The following is a 16,350-nucleotide window of genomic DNA, read 5'->3' as shown; positions in this document are numbered from 1 at the left end:
CCGTTTACAGCGGTTTTTTCAGCCCCGGCAGATTTATCATAAACTGATCACCGTAAATATGTGGAATCAGCCAAGTAAAGAACAGATTGGCAAACGCCACCACAAACAATGATACGCCTCCATAGGTCAATAAAGCGCATACAAAAATAATCATCGGCATGGCTTTGTTCTGGCCCACCATACAGGTCACAGCACTGACAATTGAGTAGTAAAAACCAGCAAATTCAATCAGCTTGCCAAATACTGCACCCAGCAGAAAGACAGGAAAATAAAGTTTTACAAAACCGATCAACTTATCCATAAATATATCACTGAAAACCGGGGCGACCGTCACTGGACGGGTGAACAGAACTGCGCCAAGTGCTACCAGCGGAGCAAAAAGGATCACACTGTAACCACGATAAGCGACCAGCATCAGTAATGAATACATTCATTGTCTTATCTCGCTTGCATGACTACCCATTTTATCCATATTATGCAACAGCTTGTGTCATATTTTTCTGATCTCCATTTTAGATCAGACAGGCTATTACTCAGGGATTCCGGCGCGAAGAATGGAACATACTCTAAAAAGTACTTGGCGGATTCAAGTCGGTATCACTCCGTTAATAATCTTTATTCTCGACCCGCTGCATGTTGATTTTACGGTTAAACGCCGTTCTCTTATTCATCGCAGGAGTAAACCATCATGACATGCAGTGAAATCCCCAGAAAACGATCATGTATTCAATCGGTGATTATCGTTTCGAATATCGACTTTTATCGCAGGATTTATGATGGCTAAAGTCGATGTGAAATGCCCGTTTTGCGCGCAAACGGCATCCGTTAAAAAGTATGGTCCGGGGAGTGCAGGGCACCAGCATTACCGCTGTCAGGCATGTTGCCGCAGCTTTCAGGTCGACTATGAATACCGCGCCTGTCAGCCCGGCATGAAAGAGCAGGTTGTTGATCTTGCCATGTACAATGCCGGTATTCGTAATCCGCAGGGACTGGCAGTCAATCCCTGGAGCGGCGCGCTATGGCTGCATGAACACGGTCTGCGCGGTGGCGATGAAATTAACATACCGAAAAAAGGCAAAAATTATGGCTGGCCGCTGGCCACATGGGGCGTCAACTATAGTGGTCTGAAAGTGCCGGAAACCAAAGGTGAAATTGTCGAAGGAACGGAGCAGTCGGTTTACTACTGGAAGGATTCTCCGGCAATTAGCGGGATGGCCTTTATATCAGCGACGTTTTTGTGCCGTGACGGCATAAACTGTTTATCGGCGCGCTAAAAGATAAAGAGGTTATTGTGATGCGCGTCAATGGCAATACGGTGACGGAAGAAGACTGTATTTTGAGTGACAGAAAGCAACGTATCTACGATGTGCATGTCGGACCTGACGGCTACTTATATGTGTTAACCGATGAGTCCGACGGGCAGTTACTCAAGGTAAGTCCTGCAGCCACGCGTTAGGTCACCGGGATCATCACCACTTTGCGAAAAGCTGGGCGCTCGGTAAGCTGCTGATACCAGCGCTCCAGATTCGGGCGCGGCGTCCATTTCAGACCCACGTTCAGCAGGTTATAGACGAAAGGCGCAATAGCGATATCGCCGGTGCCAAAGTTATCCCCTGAGAACCACGGCTGGTGGGCCAGCGCATCATCAAGAAGCGCAAACAGGCTATCACACTTTTCGATACCGGCTTCAATTGCCGCCTGGTCGCGTTTTTCCGGCGGGGTTCTGACCAGTCCCATCAGGATCACACGGTGCGCCGGGCTTAACGTTTGATTCGCCCAGTCCATCCATTTTTCGCCCTCCGCACGCCGCGCCGGATTATCAACCCATAGCCGGTTCTGGCCGTATTGCGCCGCCAAATAGCGGACAATGGCATTGGATTCCCACAATAACAGGTCGGTTTCATCATCTTTAAGCAGCGGCACCAGCCCATTAGGATTCATCGCCAGATAGTCGGCATCCTGGTTAACGCCGAATTTTCCGCCTGCCAGAATTTGATCGTATGGCAGTTCCAGCTCTTCAAGCGTCCACAACACTTTTTTAACATTAGTCGAGTTGTTCCGGCCCCACAGCGTAATCATATTAACCCCTTCCGTTTTATCAGGATGATGACAGTAATCGGCCTACCGTGAGATAAACCTAACATTTACACAATGGTCTGTAAAAAAATCGTTATGAAGGAAGCGTAACGGGATGTTATTGCATAAACTTTAAAAACTTTACCAAGTTACGGTTTCTTTAACGTCGTGAGTGCGTTATTACTCACCGCACTTATTACACGGTGGTGTGACGTGTGTTTTTGGAATGGATACTCGGGTGGTACTATGACGCAATACGCTTCTTCCCTTCGTAGCCTCGCGGCAGGTTCGGTTCTCTTATTCCTTTTCGCTTCGCCTGTAAAGGCAGAGGAACAAACGATCGCGCCGCCGGGCGTTGATGCGCGAGCCTGGATCTTAATGGATTACGCCAGCGGTAAAGTACTGGCGGAAGGCAACGCCGATGAGAAACTCGACCCTGCCAGTTTGACAAAAATTATGACCAGCTACGTGGTGGGCCAGGCGCTGAAGGCAGGGAAAATCAAGCTGACCGATATGGTGACGGTGGGCAAAGATGCCTGGGCGACGGGGAACCCGGCGCTACGTGGGTCGTCGGTGATGTTTCTGAAGCCAGGCGATCAGGTGTCGGTTGCGGATCTTAATAAAGGCATCATCATTCAGTCAGGTAACGATGCCTGTATCGCGCTTGCCGACTACGTCGCCGGAAGCCAGGAGTCCTTTATCGGCCTGATGAACGCCTATGCGAAACGATTGGGGTTAACCAATACAACCTTCCAGACGGTACACGGTCTTGATGCGCCAGGGCAGTTCAGTACCGCTCGCGATATGGCGTTGCTCGGCAAGGCCTTGATTCACGATGTGCCTGACGAATACGCCATTCATAAAGAAAAAGAATTTACTTTTAATAATATTCGTCAACCGAACCGCAACCGCCTGTTGTGGAGCACCAATCTGCATGTCGACGGCATGAAAACGGGGACAACGGCTGGCGCTGGGTATAACCTTGTCGCCTCCGCCACTCAGGGCGATATGCGCCTGATCTCTGTCGTGCTGGGGGCGAAAACGGACCGTATTCGTTTTAATGAGTCAGAAAAACTGCTGACCTGGGGTTTCCGCTTCTTTGAAACGGTCACGCCGATTAAACCTGACGCGACATTCGTGACGCAGCGGGTCTGGTTTGGCGATAAGCGTGAGGTCAATTTGGGGGCGGGCGATGCGGGGTCTGTGACGATTCCGCGTGGGCAGCTTAAAAACCTGAAGGCCAGCTTTACGTTGAACGAACCACAGCTCACGGCGCCGTTGAAGAAAGGGCAGGTTGTCGGCACCATCGATTTCCAGCTTAACGGAAAATCCATTGAGCAACGCCCGTTAATGGTGATGGAAAACGTCGAGGAGGGGGGATTTTTCAGCCGGATGTGGGATTTTGTGCTGATGAAACTCCATCAGTGGTTTGGCAGTTGGTTCTCGTAAAATAACTCCGTTGCCGGGTGCGCGTCGCATCCGGCAAACCTGCGGTTAATACATCAGAGTAATTTGTTGCGCTTTAGCGTAGGCCACAAAGGCCTCATCGGGACGGCGGTCGCTGATAATCGTATCAAAGCGTGATAATTCCCCCATCCGCGCCGGACGTACCTTGCCGAATTTACTGTGATCCACCACCAGTACATGGCTCTGTGCCATTGTCATGGCCCAATGTTTTACCGGCAGCTCTTCCAGATTAAAGCAGGTAGCGCCTTTACTGGTATGAACGCCGGCGGCGGAATAAAACGCGATATCCGGACAAATATTGTTTAACGTTTCATGGAAATCAAGCGGTTTGAAAATGGCGTTGCTGGCGTGAAACTCCCCGCCGCTGAGGATAGCGCGGCAATGGGGTTTGTCCTGCAGCGCCAGAAAGGTATTAAGTGAATAGCACACCGCCGTAAAGGGAAGGTCATTATCAATGGCTTCAATGATCCACGGCGTGGTGGTGCCGCAGTCAATAAATACCGTCTGATGCGCTTGTACCAGGCCCGCAGCCAACTGAGCGGCTCGGCGTTTTTCTTCCACCAGACGAGATTTTTGATCGCTTAACAGATAATGACTGGCGCTGCGGGGCTCCAGTACGATATAGCCGCCCAGCAACACGACAGGCGCGCTTTTATGGTTCAGGTCGCGACGAATGGTCATTTCAGAGACGCCCAACAGGGTCGCGGCTTCTTTTAGATGAAGTTTATCGCTGCGTTTTAAGGCCTGCAGCAATTGACCAATACGCTCGTCGCGTCGCGTTTCCATAGTTCCCCTGGAGAGTTAAATAAGCGCTCCGCACCATACAGAGCGCTTAATATTACTCTTTTTTTCGCTGGTTAGTCACGTACCCAGCCTTTTCGAATGGGCAATGCGAAACAGAAACGGTAACAACGTTGCAGCGCCTGGTAGAGCGGCGCGCCGTACCATTGCCAGATCAGCTGTGCGCTCAGGCAGCCAAGCATCGCTACCAGCAGCGCGCCAATCATATCTAACGGCCAGTGTACGCCGAGATAGACGCGCGACCAGGCGATGGTCATGGCTATCGCCATCATCACGATGCCTGACCAGAGGCGGTGCCAGAACAAAAACGCCAGCGCAAAGGTAAAAATCACCGTACCGTGATCGCTGGGGAACGAGTCATCGGCGGCATGATGCAGGAAGTTATAGCCGATATGATCGACAAACGGACGGTCATGCGGGAAAAGGTGTCCCATTGTCCAGGAGACCGCCAGACTGATAATCAGCGCGATGCCGATTTTAACGATCAGCTGGCGCTGGGCGCAGACCCGATCGCGGGGTCCCCACAGCCAGAGTACAACGGCTAAGAGCGGGACGATGTTGATGACATCTTTGGCGATAAAGATAGCGAGCGAAATTATCCACTGCGCGGAATCAGGCGTGGCGTTAATAAAATAAAACAGCGAGTTGTTAAGGTTTTCCAGCATAACATCCAGGCTCGGAGCAATGAAATCAAAAGGGATAGCCAGCTCATCCCCGTGCAAACTGAGCATAAATGCAGCGTAACAGGGAGGAAAAGCAGTATTGTCTTATTTGGCGGCAACATGAAGAGATTTAAGACAATGGCATAAAATAACGTTGATGATAACGGCGCAAACTTAAATTAACCTTAAAGTACGCAAGCGCTAAGCGGCTTTCTGTAAAAATGTGCGCTATTTCCCTTGCAGCCTCATAATTCGCTATCTCAGTTCCCCGACTTTCATTACACTCTGCGCGGTTTTTATTGGCGAAGAGATGGTATGCAGAATCGTTTACAATCAGGCGGCAGGCTGGGACGTCAGGCGCTGCTTTTTCCTCTCTGTCTGGTGCTGTACGAGTTTTCTACTTATATTGGCAACGACATGATCCAGCCGGGTATGCTGGCGGTGGTTGAGCAGTATCAGGCGGGCCTGGACTGGGTTCCGACGTCCATGACCGCTTATCTGGCGGGCGGTATGTTCTTACAGTGGCTGCTTGGCCCGTTGTCTGACCGGATTGGCCGTCGTCCCGTGATGCTGGCAGGCGTCGTGTGGTTTATTATCACCTGCCTGGCGACGTTACTGGCGAAAAACATCGAACAATTTACCTTCCTGCGTTTTTTGCAAGGGATTAGCCTGTGTTTTATCGGCGCTGTAGGGTATGCCGCGATTCAGGAATCCTTTGAGGAAGCGGTGTGTATAAAAATTACCGCGCTGATGGCGAACGTGGCGTTAATCGCGCCGCTACTGGGACCACTGGTTGGGGCGGCATGGGTGCATGTTCTGCCGTGGGAGGGGATGTTTATTTTATTTGCCGCACTGGCCGCTATCGCCTTTTTCGGGCTACAGCGCGCAATGCCGGAGACCGCCACGCGGCGGGGCGAAACGCTGTCATTTAAGGCGCTGGGCCGTGACTATCGGCTGGTGATAAAAAACCGGCGGTTCGTCGCAGGGGCGTTAGCGCTGGGATTTGTCAGCCTGCCGCTGTTGGCCTGGATTGCGCAGTCGCCGATTATCATCATTAGCGGCGAACAGCTCAGCAGCTATGAATATGGTCTGCTGCAGGTGCCCGTTTTTGGCGCGCTCATTGCCGGTAATCTGGTGTTGGCGCGTTTAACCTCCCGACGTACGGTTCGCTCGCTGATCGTGATGGGCGGCTGGCCTATCGTCGCGGGGCTGATCATCGCCGCGGCGGCGACGGTGGTTTCATCCCATGCTTATTTATGGATGACGGCGGGATTAAGCGTATACGCTTTTGGCATTGGGCTGGCGAATGCCGGACTGGTGCGTCTGACGCTCTTCTCCAGCGATATGAGTAAAGGAACGGTCTCGGCGGCGATGGGAATGCTACAAATGCTGATTTTTACCGTTGGCATTGAAGTAAGTAAACACGCCTGGTTAAGTGGCGGCAATGGGCTATTTAGCCTGTTTAATCTGGCAAACGGTATTCTTTGGCTACTGCTGATGCTGGTCTTCTTAAAAGATAAGCGGACGGGGAATTTGCAAACAGTCTGAGAGAGCGGCTACGCCTGATAAGCTTTCTGTTATCAGGCGTAGAGAGGCATCCGCTAGACGTTGAACGGCGGCTCGTTGTTTAATACGCTGTCGATGATATCCAGCACGCCTTCCTGATTGTTCGATCCGGCGCGGTATTTCGCCGCCGCCGCGACCGCTTCGCTGGCGTGCGACATGGCAAAACTAAACCCGGCCTGACGCAGCATCTCAATATCGTTGCCGCCGTCGCCGAATACCACCACTTCACTATCATGAATGCCCCAGCGCTGCTGTAACAGACGCAGGCCGTTGGCTTTATGCACGCCGGGAATTATTAAATCAATACTGCCATAGCCGGTATGAACGGGGACCATGATATCGCCAATAGCGTCGTGCAGTGCCGCCTGTACTTCCGGTATCCGATCATCGGTAATATTAAGGCCGAATTTGAAAAAGATATCGTTGATATTATTAAAATTATCCACAAACTCCAGACGATGATAATACATTGCCGCAACGGCTTTTAACGCATCGTCGTAGCGTTTCAGCGTGTAGGCGCTGTTTTTTCCACAGGCGATGATCTCCACATCGGCGCGTGTGAGCAGGTGTTCGACAACCGCCTGGAAGTCGGCTTTTGTCAGCTCGCCGTTAAAAATATCCTCGCCTTCGCTGACCACCCAGCCGCCGTTTTCCGCGACAAAAGCGATTTCGTGCGCAATTTCCGGAAAGAACGAGATTAACTGGTAATACTGGTTGCCGCTGGCCACGACAAAGCGAATGCCTTGCCGCTTCATTTGTTGGTACTGCGCCATAAACCGGTCACGGTTATAGGTTTTTTGATCGCTCAGAAACGTGCCGTCCATGTCGACGGCGATTAATTTAATACTCATGCGTTATGCTCCATCACCGGTTGCGGAGTCGATACAGGTTTGGCGACGGCCTTCGCCACCAGCGCCGCCAGAATAACCAGCGCCAGCACAACCATCATGGCGCTGCGTAATCCATAGTGCTCTCCCAGATAGCCCAACAGCGGCGGCCCGACCAAAAACGCCAGATAGCCGGTCGTGGCGACAACGCTCACACGCGTCGGCGCGTCGGGACCGGTATCGCTGGCGGCGGAAATGGTCAGCGGGAAGCCGAGCGAAGCGCCCAAGCCCCAAAGAATGACCGAGACGCCGGCAACCCAGTCGCTATCGACAAAAATAATCAGGCCAATGCCCAACGCTCCCATCAACGCGCTGGCGCGAACAACCGTCACCCGGCTATAGCGGTCAATAAACCAGCCGCCGGTAAAGCGGCCAACGGTCATACCAAGCGTGAAACCGGCGTAGATCAGAGAGCCGGAGGTTGGGCTAAAACCGTGTCCGTCTACCATCAGTAGCGGTAGCCAGTCATTCGCAGATCCTTCGGCGAATGCCATTGCCAGCACCACCACGCCAATAAGCAAAAGCTGGATGTCCCGATAAAAAGGTAATCCTTTTTCCTGAAGGTGAGCATCTTCCGATGCGTTTTTACCCGTACCGTCAGGGATCGCCCGAATGGCGATGAAAATGGGCGCGATCGCCACGGCAGCCGCGAGGATGATATGGATGTTAGCCGGGACGCTTAATGCGGTTAACGCCATGCCGACACCAGCGCCCGCCAGCGTGCCGAAACTGTAAAAACCATGCATCATCGGCAGAACGGTTTTATTCAGCTCGCGTTCGACCGCCGCGCCTTCGACATTAATCGCCACTTCGGCGGCGCCAAAACTGGCGCCGAAAACGGCTAATCCAAGGGCAAAAATCAGCGGCGAGGCGCACCACAGCGCGACGCTAAGAATAACCATCCCGCCTACTGCGCAGGTCATCGTCGTGCGAATAACCTTCCGGGTGCCAAATCGTTTCACCAGCCAGGCGGAACAAAGAATACCGCTCATTGAACCGATAGAAAGCCCGAATAAGACCGCCCCCATTTCCGCGGTAGAGACGGAAAGAATATCCCGAATAGCAGGCGTTCGGGTTGCCCAGGAGGCCATCAGCAGTCCGGGTAAAAAGAAGAACATAAACAGCGCCCAGGTACGGCGTTTTAAGGCGTTACGTGAGGAGAGGACGGTCATAGCGTCAGGCCAGAAAATAGAAGCGAGAGGTAAACATTAGCAAGCTTGTGTACATTTGTACATATCATCGTCATACTTCATTGTGCAGACAGTTTTTACTGTCTGTTTTTTCAGCGTAAGCGGCAGGCTACTATCGCCTGCATCCTGAATGAGATGTGGAACTCATCATGAAAGAAAATGCCGTAAGACGCGCCAATGATCCTAAGCGACGGGAAAAAATAATTCAGGCCACACTGGAAGCGGTAAAGACCTATGGCGTTCATGCCGTGACGCACCGGAAAATCGCCGCTATCGCTCAGGTGCCGCTTGGCTCGATGACCTACTATTTTGCCGGTATGGATGCGTTATTGAGTGAAGCTTTTACACTTTTCACCGAGAACATGTCGCGTCAATACCAGGACTTTTTTGCGCAGGTGACGGATGCGGAGGGGGCGTGCCAGGCGATAACGGAAATGATTTACGGCTCGCAGGTTACGACGCCGGATAATATGGCGTTAATGTATCAGTTATATGCCTATGCCAGCGATAAGCCGGCGTTAAAAATAGTCATGCAAAACTGGATGCAGCGTAGCCAGAATACGCTGGCGCAGTGGTTTGACGCACAGACCGCCCGAGCGCTGGATGCGTTTATCGAGGGGATGACGCTGCATTTTGTAACGGATCGAACGCCGCTGGCGCGTGAAGCGATTTTACAGATGGTAAAGCGAATCGCCGGAGTGTCAATGTCGTGTCACTCTGCGTTGGGCAACAAAAAACCCACCAACCTTGAACCGAAATGGCGGGGTTGATGGGCTCCACAAAATGGGGACATCAAAGAAAAGCAGTGGCAATAGGTATGACTGATGCTTTAACGAAAAGTTCGACCTATTGGCAAAATTTTTTCACTTAAAGGCAAACTTCAGTTTTATCCTAATCCCGGCCAGATGATGACAATAAGTGTCCCCGCCAGCGTTAGCAGAACGTTGGCGATGGCGTAAGTCCCCGCATAACCCAGCGCTGGAATATTGCTGCGTGCCGTATCGCTAATGATTTCCATCGCCGGGGCGCAGGTACGCGCGCCCATCATGGCGCCGAACAGCAGCGCCCGGTTCATGCGCAGCACATAAGCGCCAAACAAGAAGCAGATCACCACCGGTACCAGGCTGACGACAAGCCCGGCGATCAGCATTTGTCCGCCGACCGCGCCCAGACCGTTGCTGATACCGCTGCCGGCGCTTAAACCAACGCCTGCCATAAATACCATCAAGCCGAATTCTTTCACCATGTTAAGCGCGCCCTGCGGAATATAACCAAAGGTAGGATGGTTAGCGCGCAGGAAACCGAGCATGATCCCGGCGAACAGCAATCCGGCCGCGTTGCCGATGCCGAAACTAAAATTGCTGAACTGGAAGGTAATCATCCCGATCATTAACCCGATGATAAAAAAAGCGCAGAAGGCGAGCAGGTCCGTCACCTGGCTATGGATCGAAATAAAACCAATGCGATCGGCGATGGTTTTTACGCGTCTGGCGTCGCCGCTCACCTGTAACACGTCGCCTTTATTCAGCACAACGTTATCGTCGATAGGCATTTCGATCTGGCTGCGGATGACGCGGTTAAGGAAGCAGCCATGATCGGTCAGCTTGAGCTGAGCGAGGCGGCGACCGACCGCATTGTGGTTTTTCACCACAATTTCCTCCGTCACGATGCGCATATCAAGCAGATCGCGATCAAACACTTCCTTACCATTACGAAAGCTGGGATCGAGCCTGGCGTGCGCGTCCGGATAGCCGACCAGCGCAATCTCATCGCCCATTTGCAGCACCGCATCGCCATCCGGGTTCGCCAGAATACCGTTACGACGAATACGTTCGATATAGCAGCCTGTCTGGCGGTAAATACCCAGCTCGCGCAGGTTTTTGCCGTCAGTCCAGGCCACCAGTTCCGGACCAACCCGATAGGCGCGGATAACCGGCAAATAAACCTTGCGATTAGCATCGGTATCCAGACCGCGCTCGCGGGCAATTTGCTGGGCGCTGGTTTGCAAATCCTGATGCTGTAGTTTAGGCAAGTAGCGCGCGCCCACGATCAGACTGACCAAGCCAATCAGATAGGTCAGGGCATAGCCCAGGCTCAGATTATCAAGAGCGGAGGAGAGTTGCGTGCTGGCGATGCCGGAATGTCGCAGGGTATCGCCTGCGCCAACCAGCACGGGCGTGGATGTCATTGAGCCGGCCAGCATACCGGCCGTCAGGCCGATATCCCAGCCGAATAGCTTACCAAGGCCTAAGGCGATTAGCAGAGCGCTACCGACCATGACCAGGGCAAGCATCAGATAATTTTTACCGTCGCGAAAAAAAATCGAAAAAAAGTTGGGGCCAGCCTCGACGCCGACACAAAAAATAAACAGCATAAATCCCAGATTTAGCGCGTCGGTGTTAATACTGAAGTGTTGCTGCCCTAATAATAGAGAGACCACTAAAACGCCAATGGAATTACCAAGTTGGACTGAACCCAGACGTAACTTGCCAAGACACAGGCCAAGAGCCAGGACCACAAATAATAACAGGATGTAATTCCCATTTAACAAATCTGCGACGTTTATATTCACGGAGACTAACTTCTTGTTTACGAGTAAGCTGTTGAAAGAAATGGTAATTTACGCTACTGTTTTTATCATGAATTAAGGGTGCAATCGTATTGCATACAGCATCCAAATAAAAACAACACAACAATATATCCTGCTAGTTTAATCTTATTGCGTACTAACGGCTATAAGAATCGTGCAGGTGTGTTTTTGGCATGGAATGCCACATGACTTTATCTGACTGGATGCCTCACGGCGGAAAGCGTGTTCGATAGAGAGTGTCAGGAGGAACGATTGAAACATAAACACGGGTGGGCAAGCGTTGTCTGCTGCTTTGTACTCTTTATTGTGGTGTGTCTTTCATTAACTATGCATGTACAAGGCGCTTTTCGCGCGGCAGGGCATCCTGAGATTGGACTGTTATTTTTTACGTTGCCTGGTGCGGTGGCCAGTTTTTGTTCTCACCGGCGCGAGGTGATCCGACCGCTGATCGGGGCGATGCTGGCGGCGCCGTTTTGCCTGGTGTTAATGCGCGTGGTATTTATGCCTACCCGATCGTTTTGGCAAGAACTGGCGTGGTTATTTAGCGCCGTATTCTGGTGTGCGTTAGGCGCGCTCTGCTATTTGTTTATTAGCAGCCTGTTTAGCCACCGGCGAAAAAAACGCCGATAGCGCCCTCCGGTAGAGGGCGTTGCCAGAGCAATCAGGCGAAAAGATTCAGATTTTCTTTTGCCCATGCTTCAAAATCCGTACAGCCGCCGATATGTTTTTGATCGACAAAAATCTGCGGTACGGTTTCTACAGGTTTACCTACGGTTTTTTCCAAATCCGCTTTAGTAATGCCTTCAGCATGGATATCAATATAGCGGTAGTTGAAATCGTCGCGTTCTTTGCTCAGTTTTTCCGCCAACTCTTTTGCACGCACGCAATAAGGGCACCCTGGACGGCCAAAAATAACAGTAAACATATCTCTCCTCGAACATAAAGCCAGACGGCGAACAGGTGTTATCATGCCGCGATTTACGGCAGATGAAAAGCAGGTTACGCCTGTTCCTTTGATAACCCAGGGCTATATCTGTTAAGCACGCCGGACCAGAACGTTCTACACTGTGCGTCAGTTAACCGGGAGGCTTGATATGCGCACGATTGGCGTGTTACCCAAAAGCGTACTGATACTGGAATACCTCGGTATGATTTTGCTGGCGCTTGCTCTGCTATCGCTTAATCATTACCTTACGCTGCCCGCGCCGTTCAATACGCCGCTGGCTGGCGTATTGATGGTTTTCCTCGGCGTCGTGTTGATCCTCCCCGCCGCGGTGGCGATGATGTGGCGTATTGCGCAGTTACTGGCGCCGCAGTTGATGAAACGTCCACCCGACATTTCTTCCCGTTCAGATAGAGAAAAGCATAATGAGTCCGACCATTGAACTTCTTTGTGGCCATCGTTCTATTCGCCATTTCACCGATGAACCCGTGACTGACGCGCAGCGAGAGGCCATTATTGCCGCCGCGCGCAGCACGTCCAGTTCCAGTTTTTTACAGTGCAGTTCTATTATCCGTATTACCGATCGGGCGCTGCGCGAGGCGTTAGTGCCCCTGACGGGCGGGCAAAAGCATGTGGCGCAGGCCGCTGAGTTCTGGGTATTTTGCGCCGATTTTAATCGTCATTTGCAGATCTGTCCTGACGCGCAGTTGGGGCTTGCCGAACAACTGCTGCTCGGTGTCGTCGATACGGCGATGATGGGGCAAAATGCGCTGACGGCGGCGGAATCACTGGGGTTAGGCGGCGTGTATATCGGCGGCATCCGTAATAATATTGAATCTGTTACCGAACTATTAAAATTGCCGAAGCATGTATTGCCGCTCTTTGGCCTGTGTTTGGGATGGCCTGCGGATAATCCGGATCTGAAACCGCGCCTGCCTGCCGAGCTTGTGGTTCATGAGAACCAGTATCAACCGCTTGATGAAAAGCTGCTGGCGCGCTATGACGAGCAGTTGGCTGAGTATTATCTGACCCGCGGCAGTAATACGCGACGCGATACCTGGAGCGATCATATCCGTCGCACCCTGATTAAAGAAAATCGCCCATTTATCCTTGAATATTTGCATAAACAGGGCTGGGCGACGCGCTAAAACCTGCGGGCCAGTGTATGATACGCGAGCTTTTCAGGGTTTTCAGCGAGGTGCAGGGTGAAAATTGCCATATTGTCCAGGGATGGAACGCTCTATTCTTGCAAACGTCTGCGCGAAGCGGCGATGCGGCGCGGCCATCTGGTCGAGATACTCGATCCTCTTTCCTGCTATATGAATATTAATCCGGCAGCGTCGTCGATCCATTACAAGGGGCGTCGTCTGCCCCATTTTGACGCCGTTATTCCCCGTATTGGTTCGGCCATTACCTTTTATGGTACCGCTGCGCTACGTCAGTTTGAGCTACTGGGTAGCTATCCGCTGAATGAATCCGTCGCTATTACCCGCGCGCGCGATAAGCTGCGATCGCTACAACTTCTGGCGCGCCAGGGGATCGATCTTCCCATTACCGGGATCGCCCATTCGCCGGATGATACCAGCGATCTTATTAAGATGGTTGGCGGGGCGCCGCTGGTCGTGAAGCTGGTAGAAGGCACGCAAGGGATCGGCGTGGTATTGGCGGAGACGCGTCAGGCTGCTGAAAGCGTTATTGATGCGTTTCGGGGGCTCAATGCCCATATCCTGGTTCAGGAATACATTGCCGAAGCTAAAGGATGCGATATTCGTTGTCTGGTCGTCGGCAATGAGGTTGTGGCGGCGATTGAGCGGTGCGCGAAAGCCGGTGATTTTCGCTCCAATCTTCATCGTGGCGGGGTGGCCAGCATCGCGACGATCACGCCCCGTGAACGGGATATCGCCATCAAAGCCGCACAGACGCTGGGGCTGGATGTGGCGGGTGTCGATATTTTACGCGCCGCGCGCGGGCCGCTGGTGATGGAGGTGAATGCCTCGCCGGGACTGGAAGGTATCGAAAAGACTACGGGCGTGGATATCGCGGGGCGAATGATTCAGTGGATAGAACGTCACGCTACGCCTGAATTTTGCCTTAAAATCGGCGGCTAATCGCAATCGTGGATTCCGCCGTAGTACGAAGCACGCTTTTTGCGTAAGCTGTGCCGGTAATTTTTTCATCGTCATCGTAAGAGGTAGCACATTATTATGATATCACTGGTCGTTCCCACTCTGGATACGTTGCGTCAATGGCTCGACGACCTGGGCATGAATTTCTTCGAATGTGATACCTGCCAGGCGCTGCATTTGCCGCATATGCAGAATTTTGACGGCGTCTACGATGCTAAAATCGATTTGGTGGACAACACCATTCTTTTTTCCGCGATGGCGGAGGTCAGGCCTTCCGCGTTGCTGCCGCTGGCGGCCGATCTCTCTGCTATCAACGCCAGTTCGTTGACGGTAAAAGCCTTTCTCGATATGCAGGATGATAATCTACCAAAACTGGTTGTGTGCCAGTCTTTATCCGTTATGCAAGGAGTCACCTACGAACAGTTCGAATGGTTTGTTCGCCAAAGTGAAGAGCAGATTTCTATGGTGATCCTTGAGGCCGGGGCGCATCAGCTTCTGTTTAACGCGGAAGAAGACGCGCAAAAAAACAGCGCGGTTGACCATTTTCTTCACTGATCCCTCCCGATAATCAGGCAGTCGCTGCCAGCGCGGCTGCTGTTTACGTTTTTTTATGCTGCCGTTAACCTTTATTTAAAGAATTATTCACCTCCTTTCTGACCATTTCGCTTTATCACATAGACAAAACCTGCATAAAAAATTGATAAAAGGCGTTTTTTAATCTGGGCTATAGCCTCAAACCTTAGCTAAAGTTATTCTTGCGAAGCTTCTATAGCGAGCTTGATGGCAGGGAGGGTGACCTCTCTTCTTCATTTGTATCAAATGAAAAGGTATGCACATTTCAGGCATGTTTTAAACCACGCCTAATGGGTTCATTTGTTAACGGATTTCAGAAGGAAAGCGATGATGACCGCCTTAAAGAAAAAATGGCTATCGGGTCTGGTTGCGGGTGCTCTGATGGTCGTCTCTGTCGGCACGCTCGCTGCCGAACAAAAAACGCTGCACATTTATAACTGGTCAGATTATATCGCGCCGGACACGGTGGCGAACTTTGAAAAAGAGACCGGGATTAACGTTATCTATGATGTCTTTGACTCTAACGAAGTGCTGGAAGGCAAGTTAATGGCAGGCAGCACCGGGTTCGATCTGGTGGTGCCATCGGCCAGTTTTCTTGAGCGCCAGCTCACCGCGGGCGTTTTTCAGCCGCTGGATAAAAGCAAACTTCCCGGCTGGAAAAACCTCGATCCTGAACTGTTGAAACTGGTAGCGAAGCACGATCCTGACAACAAATACGCCATGCCCTATATGTGGGCCACGACGGGCATTGGCTATAACGTTGATAAAGTGAAAGCGGTGCTGGGGGATGATGCGCCAGTGAATAGCTGGGATTTAGTCCTCAAGCCGGAAAATCTGGAGAAGCTAAAAAGCTGCGGTGTCTCTTTCCTTGATGCGCCTGAAGAAATTTTTGCCACCGTGCTGAACTATCTGGGTAAAGATCCGAATAGCAGCAAAGCGGATGACTACACCGGCCCGGCAACCGATCTGTTGTTGAAGCTACGGCCAAACATTCGCTATTTCCACTCCTCGCAATACATTAACGATCTGGCTAATGGCGATACCTGTGTGGCCATCGGCTGGGCGGGCGATGTCTGGCAGGCCGCTAACCGAGCGAAAGAGGCGAAAAATGGCGTCAATATCTCTTTCTCGATCCCCAAAGAGGGGGCAATGGCGTTTTTTGATGTGTTTGCCATGCCGGCTGACGCCAAAAATAAAGACGAGGCCTACCAGTTCCTTAATTATCTGCTGCGCCCTGATGTGATTGCCCATATTTCCGATCACGTTTTCTACGCCAATGCGAATAAAGAGGCGACGGCGCTGGTCAGCCAGCAGGTGCGCGATAACCCGGGAATTTATCCGCCGGCGGATGTGCGGGCCAAGTTGTTTACCCTGAAAGTGCAGGAGCCGAAGATTGATCGCGTCCGCACCCGCGCATGGACGAAGGTGAAAAGCGGTAAGTAATTTATTAACGGTATGGCCTGATAAGC

The 16,350-nt window shown here is 51.8% G+C and carries 17 protein-coding genes and 2 pseudogenes; 11 read left to right on the top strand and 8 right to left on the bottom strand.

The window, feature by feature from the left end:
- Positions 1-4: 4 nt before the first annotated feature.
- Entirely contained in the window at positions 5-430 is a 426-nt protein-coding gene (locus ACLJNW_RS07000; RefSeq protein ID WP_023204040.1) for a GntP family permease, read from the bottom strand.
- Between the two features lie 346 nt (positions 431-776).
- Between ACLJNW_RS07000 and ACLJNW_RS06995 the strand changes: the two are divergent.
- Both ACLJNW_RS06995 and ACLJNW_RS06990 read left to right on the top strand, forming a co-directional pair.
- Positions 777-980, top strand: a pseudogene (locus tag ACLJNW_RS06995) (IS1 family transposase); the annotation flags it as partial.
- Positions 966-1,456 (top strand): annotated as a pseudogene (locus tag ACLJNW_RS06990) (PQQ-dependent sugar dehydrogenase); the annotation flags it as partial. The pseudogenes ACLJNW_RS06995 and ACLJNW_RS06990, both read left to right, overlap by 15 nt.
- Here the strand turns inward: ACLJNW_RS06990 and ACLJNW_RS06985 are convergent.
- Entirely contained in the window at positions 1,453-2,079 is a 627-nt protein-coding gene (locus ACLJNW_RS06985; protein ID WP_000631907.1) for a glutathione S-transferase family protein, read from the bottom strand. The pseudogene ACLJNW_RS06990 and the gene ACLJNW_RS06985 overlap by 4 nt on opposite strands.
- A gap of 243 nt (positions 2,080-2,322) precedes the next feature.
- Between ACLJNW_RS06985 and dacC the strand changes: the two genes are divergently transcribed.
- Positions 2,323-3,525: a serine-type D-Ala-D-Ala carboxypeptidase gene (gene dacC, locus ACLJNW_RS06980; protein ID WP_000195712.1), complete on the top strand. Its 1,203-nt coding sequence runs from the start codon at positions 2,323-2,325 to the stop codon at positions 3,523-3,525.
- 45 nt (positions 3,526-3,570) lie between these two features.
- Here dacC and deoR read toward each other — a convergent pair whose 3' ends face one another.
- Positions 3,571-4,329, bottom strand: a complete 759-nt coding sequence (gene deoR / locus ACLJNW_RS06975) for a DNA-binding transcriptional repressor DeoR (protein ID WP_000450106.1) — start codon at positions 4,327-4,329, stop codon at positions 3,571-3,573.
- 71 nt (positions 4,330-4,400) lie between these two features.
- The gene (gene ybjG, locus ACLJNW_RS06970) at positions 4,401-5,009 is read right to left on the bottom strand and encodes an undecaprenyl-diphosphate phosphatase (protein ID WP_001520197.1); all 609 of its coding nucleotides are present in this window, start codon (positions 5,007-5,009) and stop codon (positions 4,401-4,403) included.
- A 312-nt stretch (positions 5,010-5,321) separates the two neighbouring features.
- On the opposite strand from ybjG, the gene ACLJNW_RS06965 reads away from it, so the two are divergent.
- Positions 5,322-6,554 carry an MFS transporter gene (locus tag ACLJNW_RS06965; RefSeq protein WP_023204041.1) on the top strand — a complete coding sequence of 411 codons (1,233 nt, stop codon included), beginning with the start codon at positions 5,322-5,324 and terminating at the stop codon, positions 6,552-6,554.
- A 53-nt stretch (positions 6,555-6,607) separates the two neighbouring features.
- On the opposite strand, the gene ACLJNW_RS06960 is transcribed toward ACLJNW_RS06965, so the two are convergent.
- Together ACLJNW_RS06960 and ACLJNW_RS06955 are read right to left on the bottom strand one after the other, a co-directional pair.
- Positions 6,608-7,423, bottom strand: coding sequence for a Cof-type HAD-IIB family hydrolase (locus tag ACLJNW_RS06960; RefSeq protein WP_001617070.1), 816 nt, complete (start codon positions 7,421-7,423; stop codon positions 6,608-6,610).
- Positions 7,420-8,631 carry an MFS transporter gene (locus tag ACLJNW_RS06955; protein ID WP_000217418.1) on the bottom strand — a complete coding sequence of 404 codons (1,212 nt, stop codon included), beginning with the start codon at positions 8,629-8,631 and terminating at the stop codon, positions 7,420-7,422. The genes ACLJNW_RS06960 and ACLJNW_RS06955 overlap by 4 nt, the downstream gene beginning before the upstream one ends.
- Positions 8,632-8,798: 167 nt before the next feature.
- Here ACLJNW_RS06955 and ACLJNW_RS06950 point away from each other — a divergent pair, with 167 nt between their 5' ends.
- A complete protein-coding gene (locus tag ACLJNW_RS06950) occupies positions 8,799-9,419 on the top strand; it encodes a TetR/AcrR family transcriptional regulator (RefSeq protein WP_000661875.1) in 621 nt (206 codons plus the stop codon).
- A 116-nt stretch (positions 9,420-9,535) separates the two neighbouring features.
- Here the strand turns inward: ACLJNW_RS06950 and ACLJNW_RS06945 are convergent, their stop codons facing one another.
- The gene (locus tag ACLJNW_RS06945) at positions 9,536-11,221 is read right to left on the bottom strand and encodes an aspartate:alanine antiporter (RefSeq protein ID WP_001024853.1); all 1,686 of its coding nucleotides are present in this window, start codon (positions 11,219-11,221) and stop codon (positions 9,536-9,538) included.
- Positions 11,222-11,491: 270 nt separating this feature from the next.
- On the opposite strand from ACLJNW_RS06945, the gene ACLJNW_RS06940 reads away from it, so the two are divergent.
- Positions 11,492-11,869, top strand: coding sequence for an inner membrane protein YbjM (locus ACLJNW_RS06940; RefSeq protein WP_000680850.1), 378 nt, complete (start codon positions 11,492-11,494; stop codon positions 11,867-11,869).
- Between the two features lie 31 nt (positions 11,870-11,900).
- Here ACLJNW_RS06940 and ACLJNW_RS06935 read toward each other — a convergent pair whose 3' ends face one another.
- Positions 11,901-12,164, bottom strand: coding sequence for a GrxA family glutaredoxin (locus tag ACLJNW_RS06935; RefSeq protein WP_000495513.1), 264 nt, complete (start codon positions 12,162-12,164; stop codon positions 11,901-11,903).
- Positions 12,165-12,333: 169 nt separating this feature from the next.
- On the opposite strand from ACLJNW_RS06935, the gene ACLJNW_RS06930 reads away from it, so the two are divergent.
- The 5 genes from ACLJNW_RS06930 to potF all read left to right on the top strand — a co-directional run bounded on the left by ACLJNW_RS06930 (position 12,334) and on the right by potF (position 16,324).
- Positions 12,334-12,624 carry a YbjC family protein gene (locus ACLJNW_RS06930; RefSeq protein ID WP_001259137.1) on the top strand — a complete coding sequence of 97 codons (291 nt, stop codon included), beginning with the start codon at positions 12,334-12,336 and terminating at the stop codon, positions 12,622-12,624.
- Entirely contained in the window at positions 12,608-13,330 is a 723-nt protein-coding gene (nfsA, locus tag ACLJNW_RS06925) for a nitroreductase NfsA (protein ID WP_000075300.1), read from the top strand. The genes ACLJNW_RS06930 and nfsA overlap by 17 nt, the downstream gene beginning before the upstream one ends.
- Positions 13,331-13,387: 57 nt before the next feature.
- Positions 13,388-14,290 (top strand): 30S ribosomal protein S6--L-glutamate ligase, encoded by a 903-nt coding sequence (gene rimK / locus ACLJNW_RS06920; RefSeq protein WP_000684361.1) that lies wholly within the window; start codon positions 13,388-13,390, stop codon positions 14,288-14,290.
- Between the two features lie 96 nt (positions 14,291-14,386).
- Positions 14,387-14,863 (top strand): YbjN domain-containing protein, encoded by a 477-nt coding sequence (locus ACLJNW_RS06915; RefSeq protein ID WP_000624809.1) that lies wholly within the window; start codon positions 14,387-14,389, stop codon positions 14,861-14,863.
- 348 nt (positions 14,864-15,211) lie between these two features.
- The gene (gene potF, locus ACLJNW_RS06910) at positions 15,212-16,324 is read left to right on the top strand and encodes a spermidine/putrescine ABC transporter substrate-binding protein PotF (RefSeq protein WP_000125769.1); all 1,113 of its coding nucleotides are present in this window, start codon (positions 15,212-15,214) and stop codon (positions 16,322-16,324) included.
- The last annotated feature ends 26 nt before the right edge of the window (positions 16,325-16,350 follow it).

Origin of the sequence: Salmonella sp. SAL4457, from assembly GCF_046548235.1 — a bacterium.
In the GTDB taxonomy this organism is placed as follows: domain Bacteria; phylum Pseudomonadota; class Gammaproteobacteria; order Enterobacterales; family Enterobacteriaceae; genus Salmonella; species Salmonella enterica.
The sequence above is the reverse complement of the archived record's forward strand: the minus strand, read 5'-3'. Positions and strand labels throughout refer to the sequence as shown.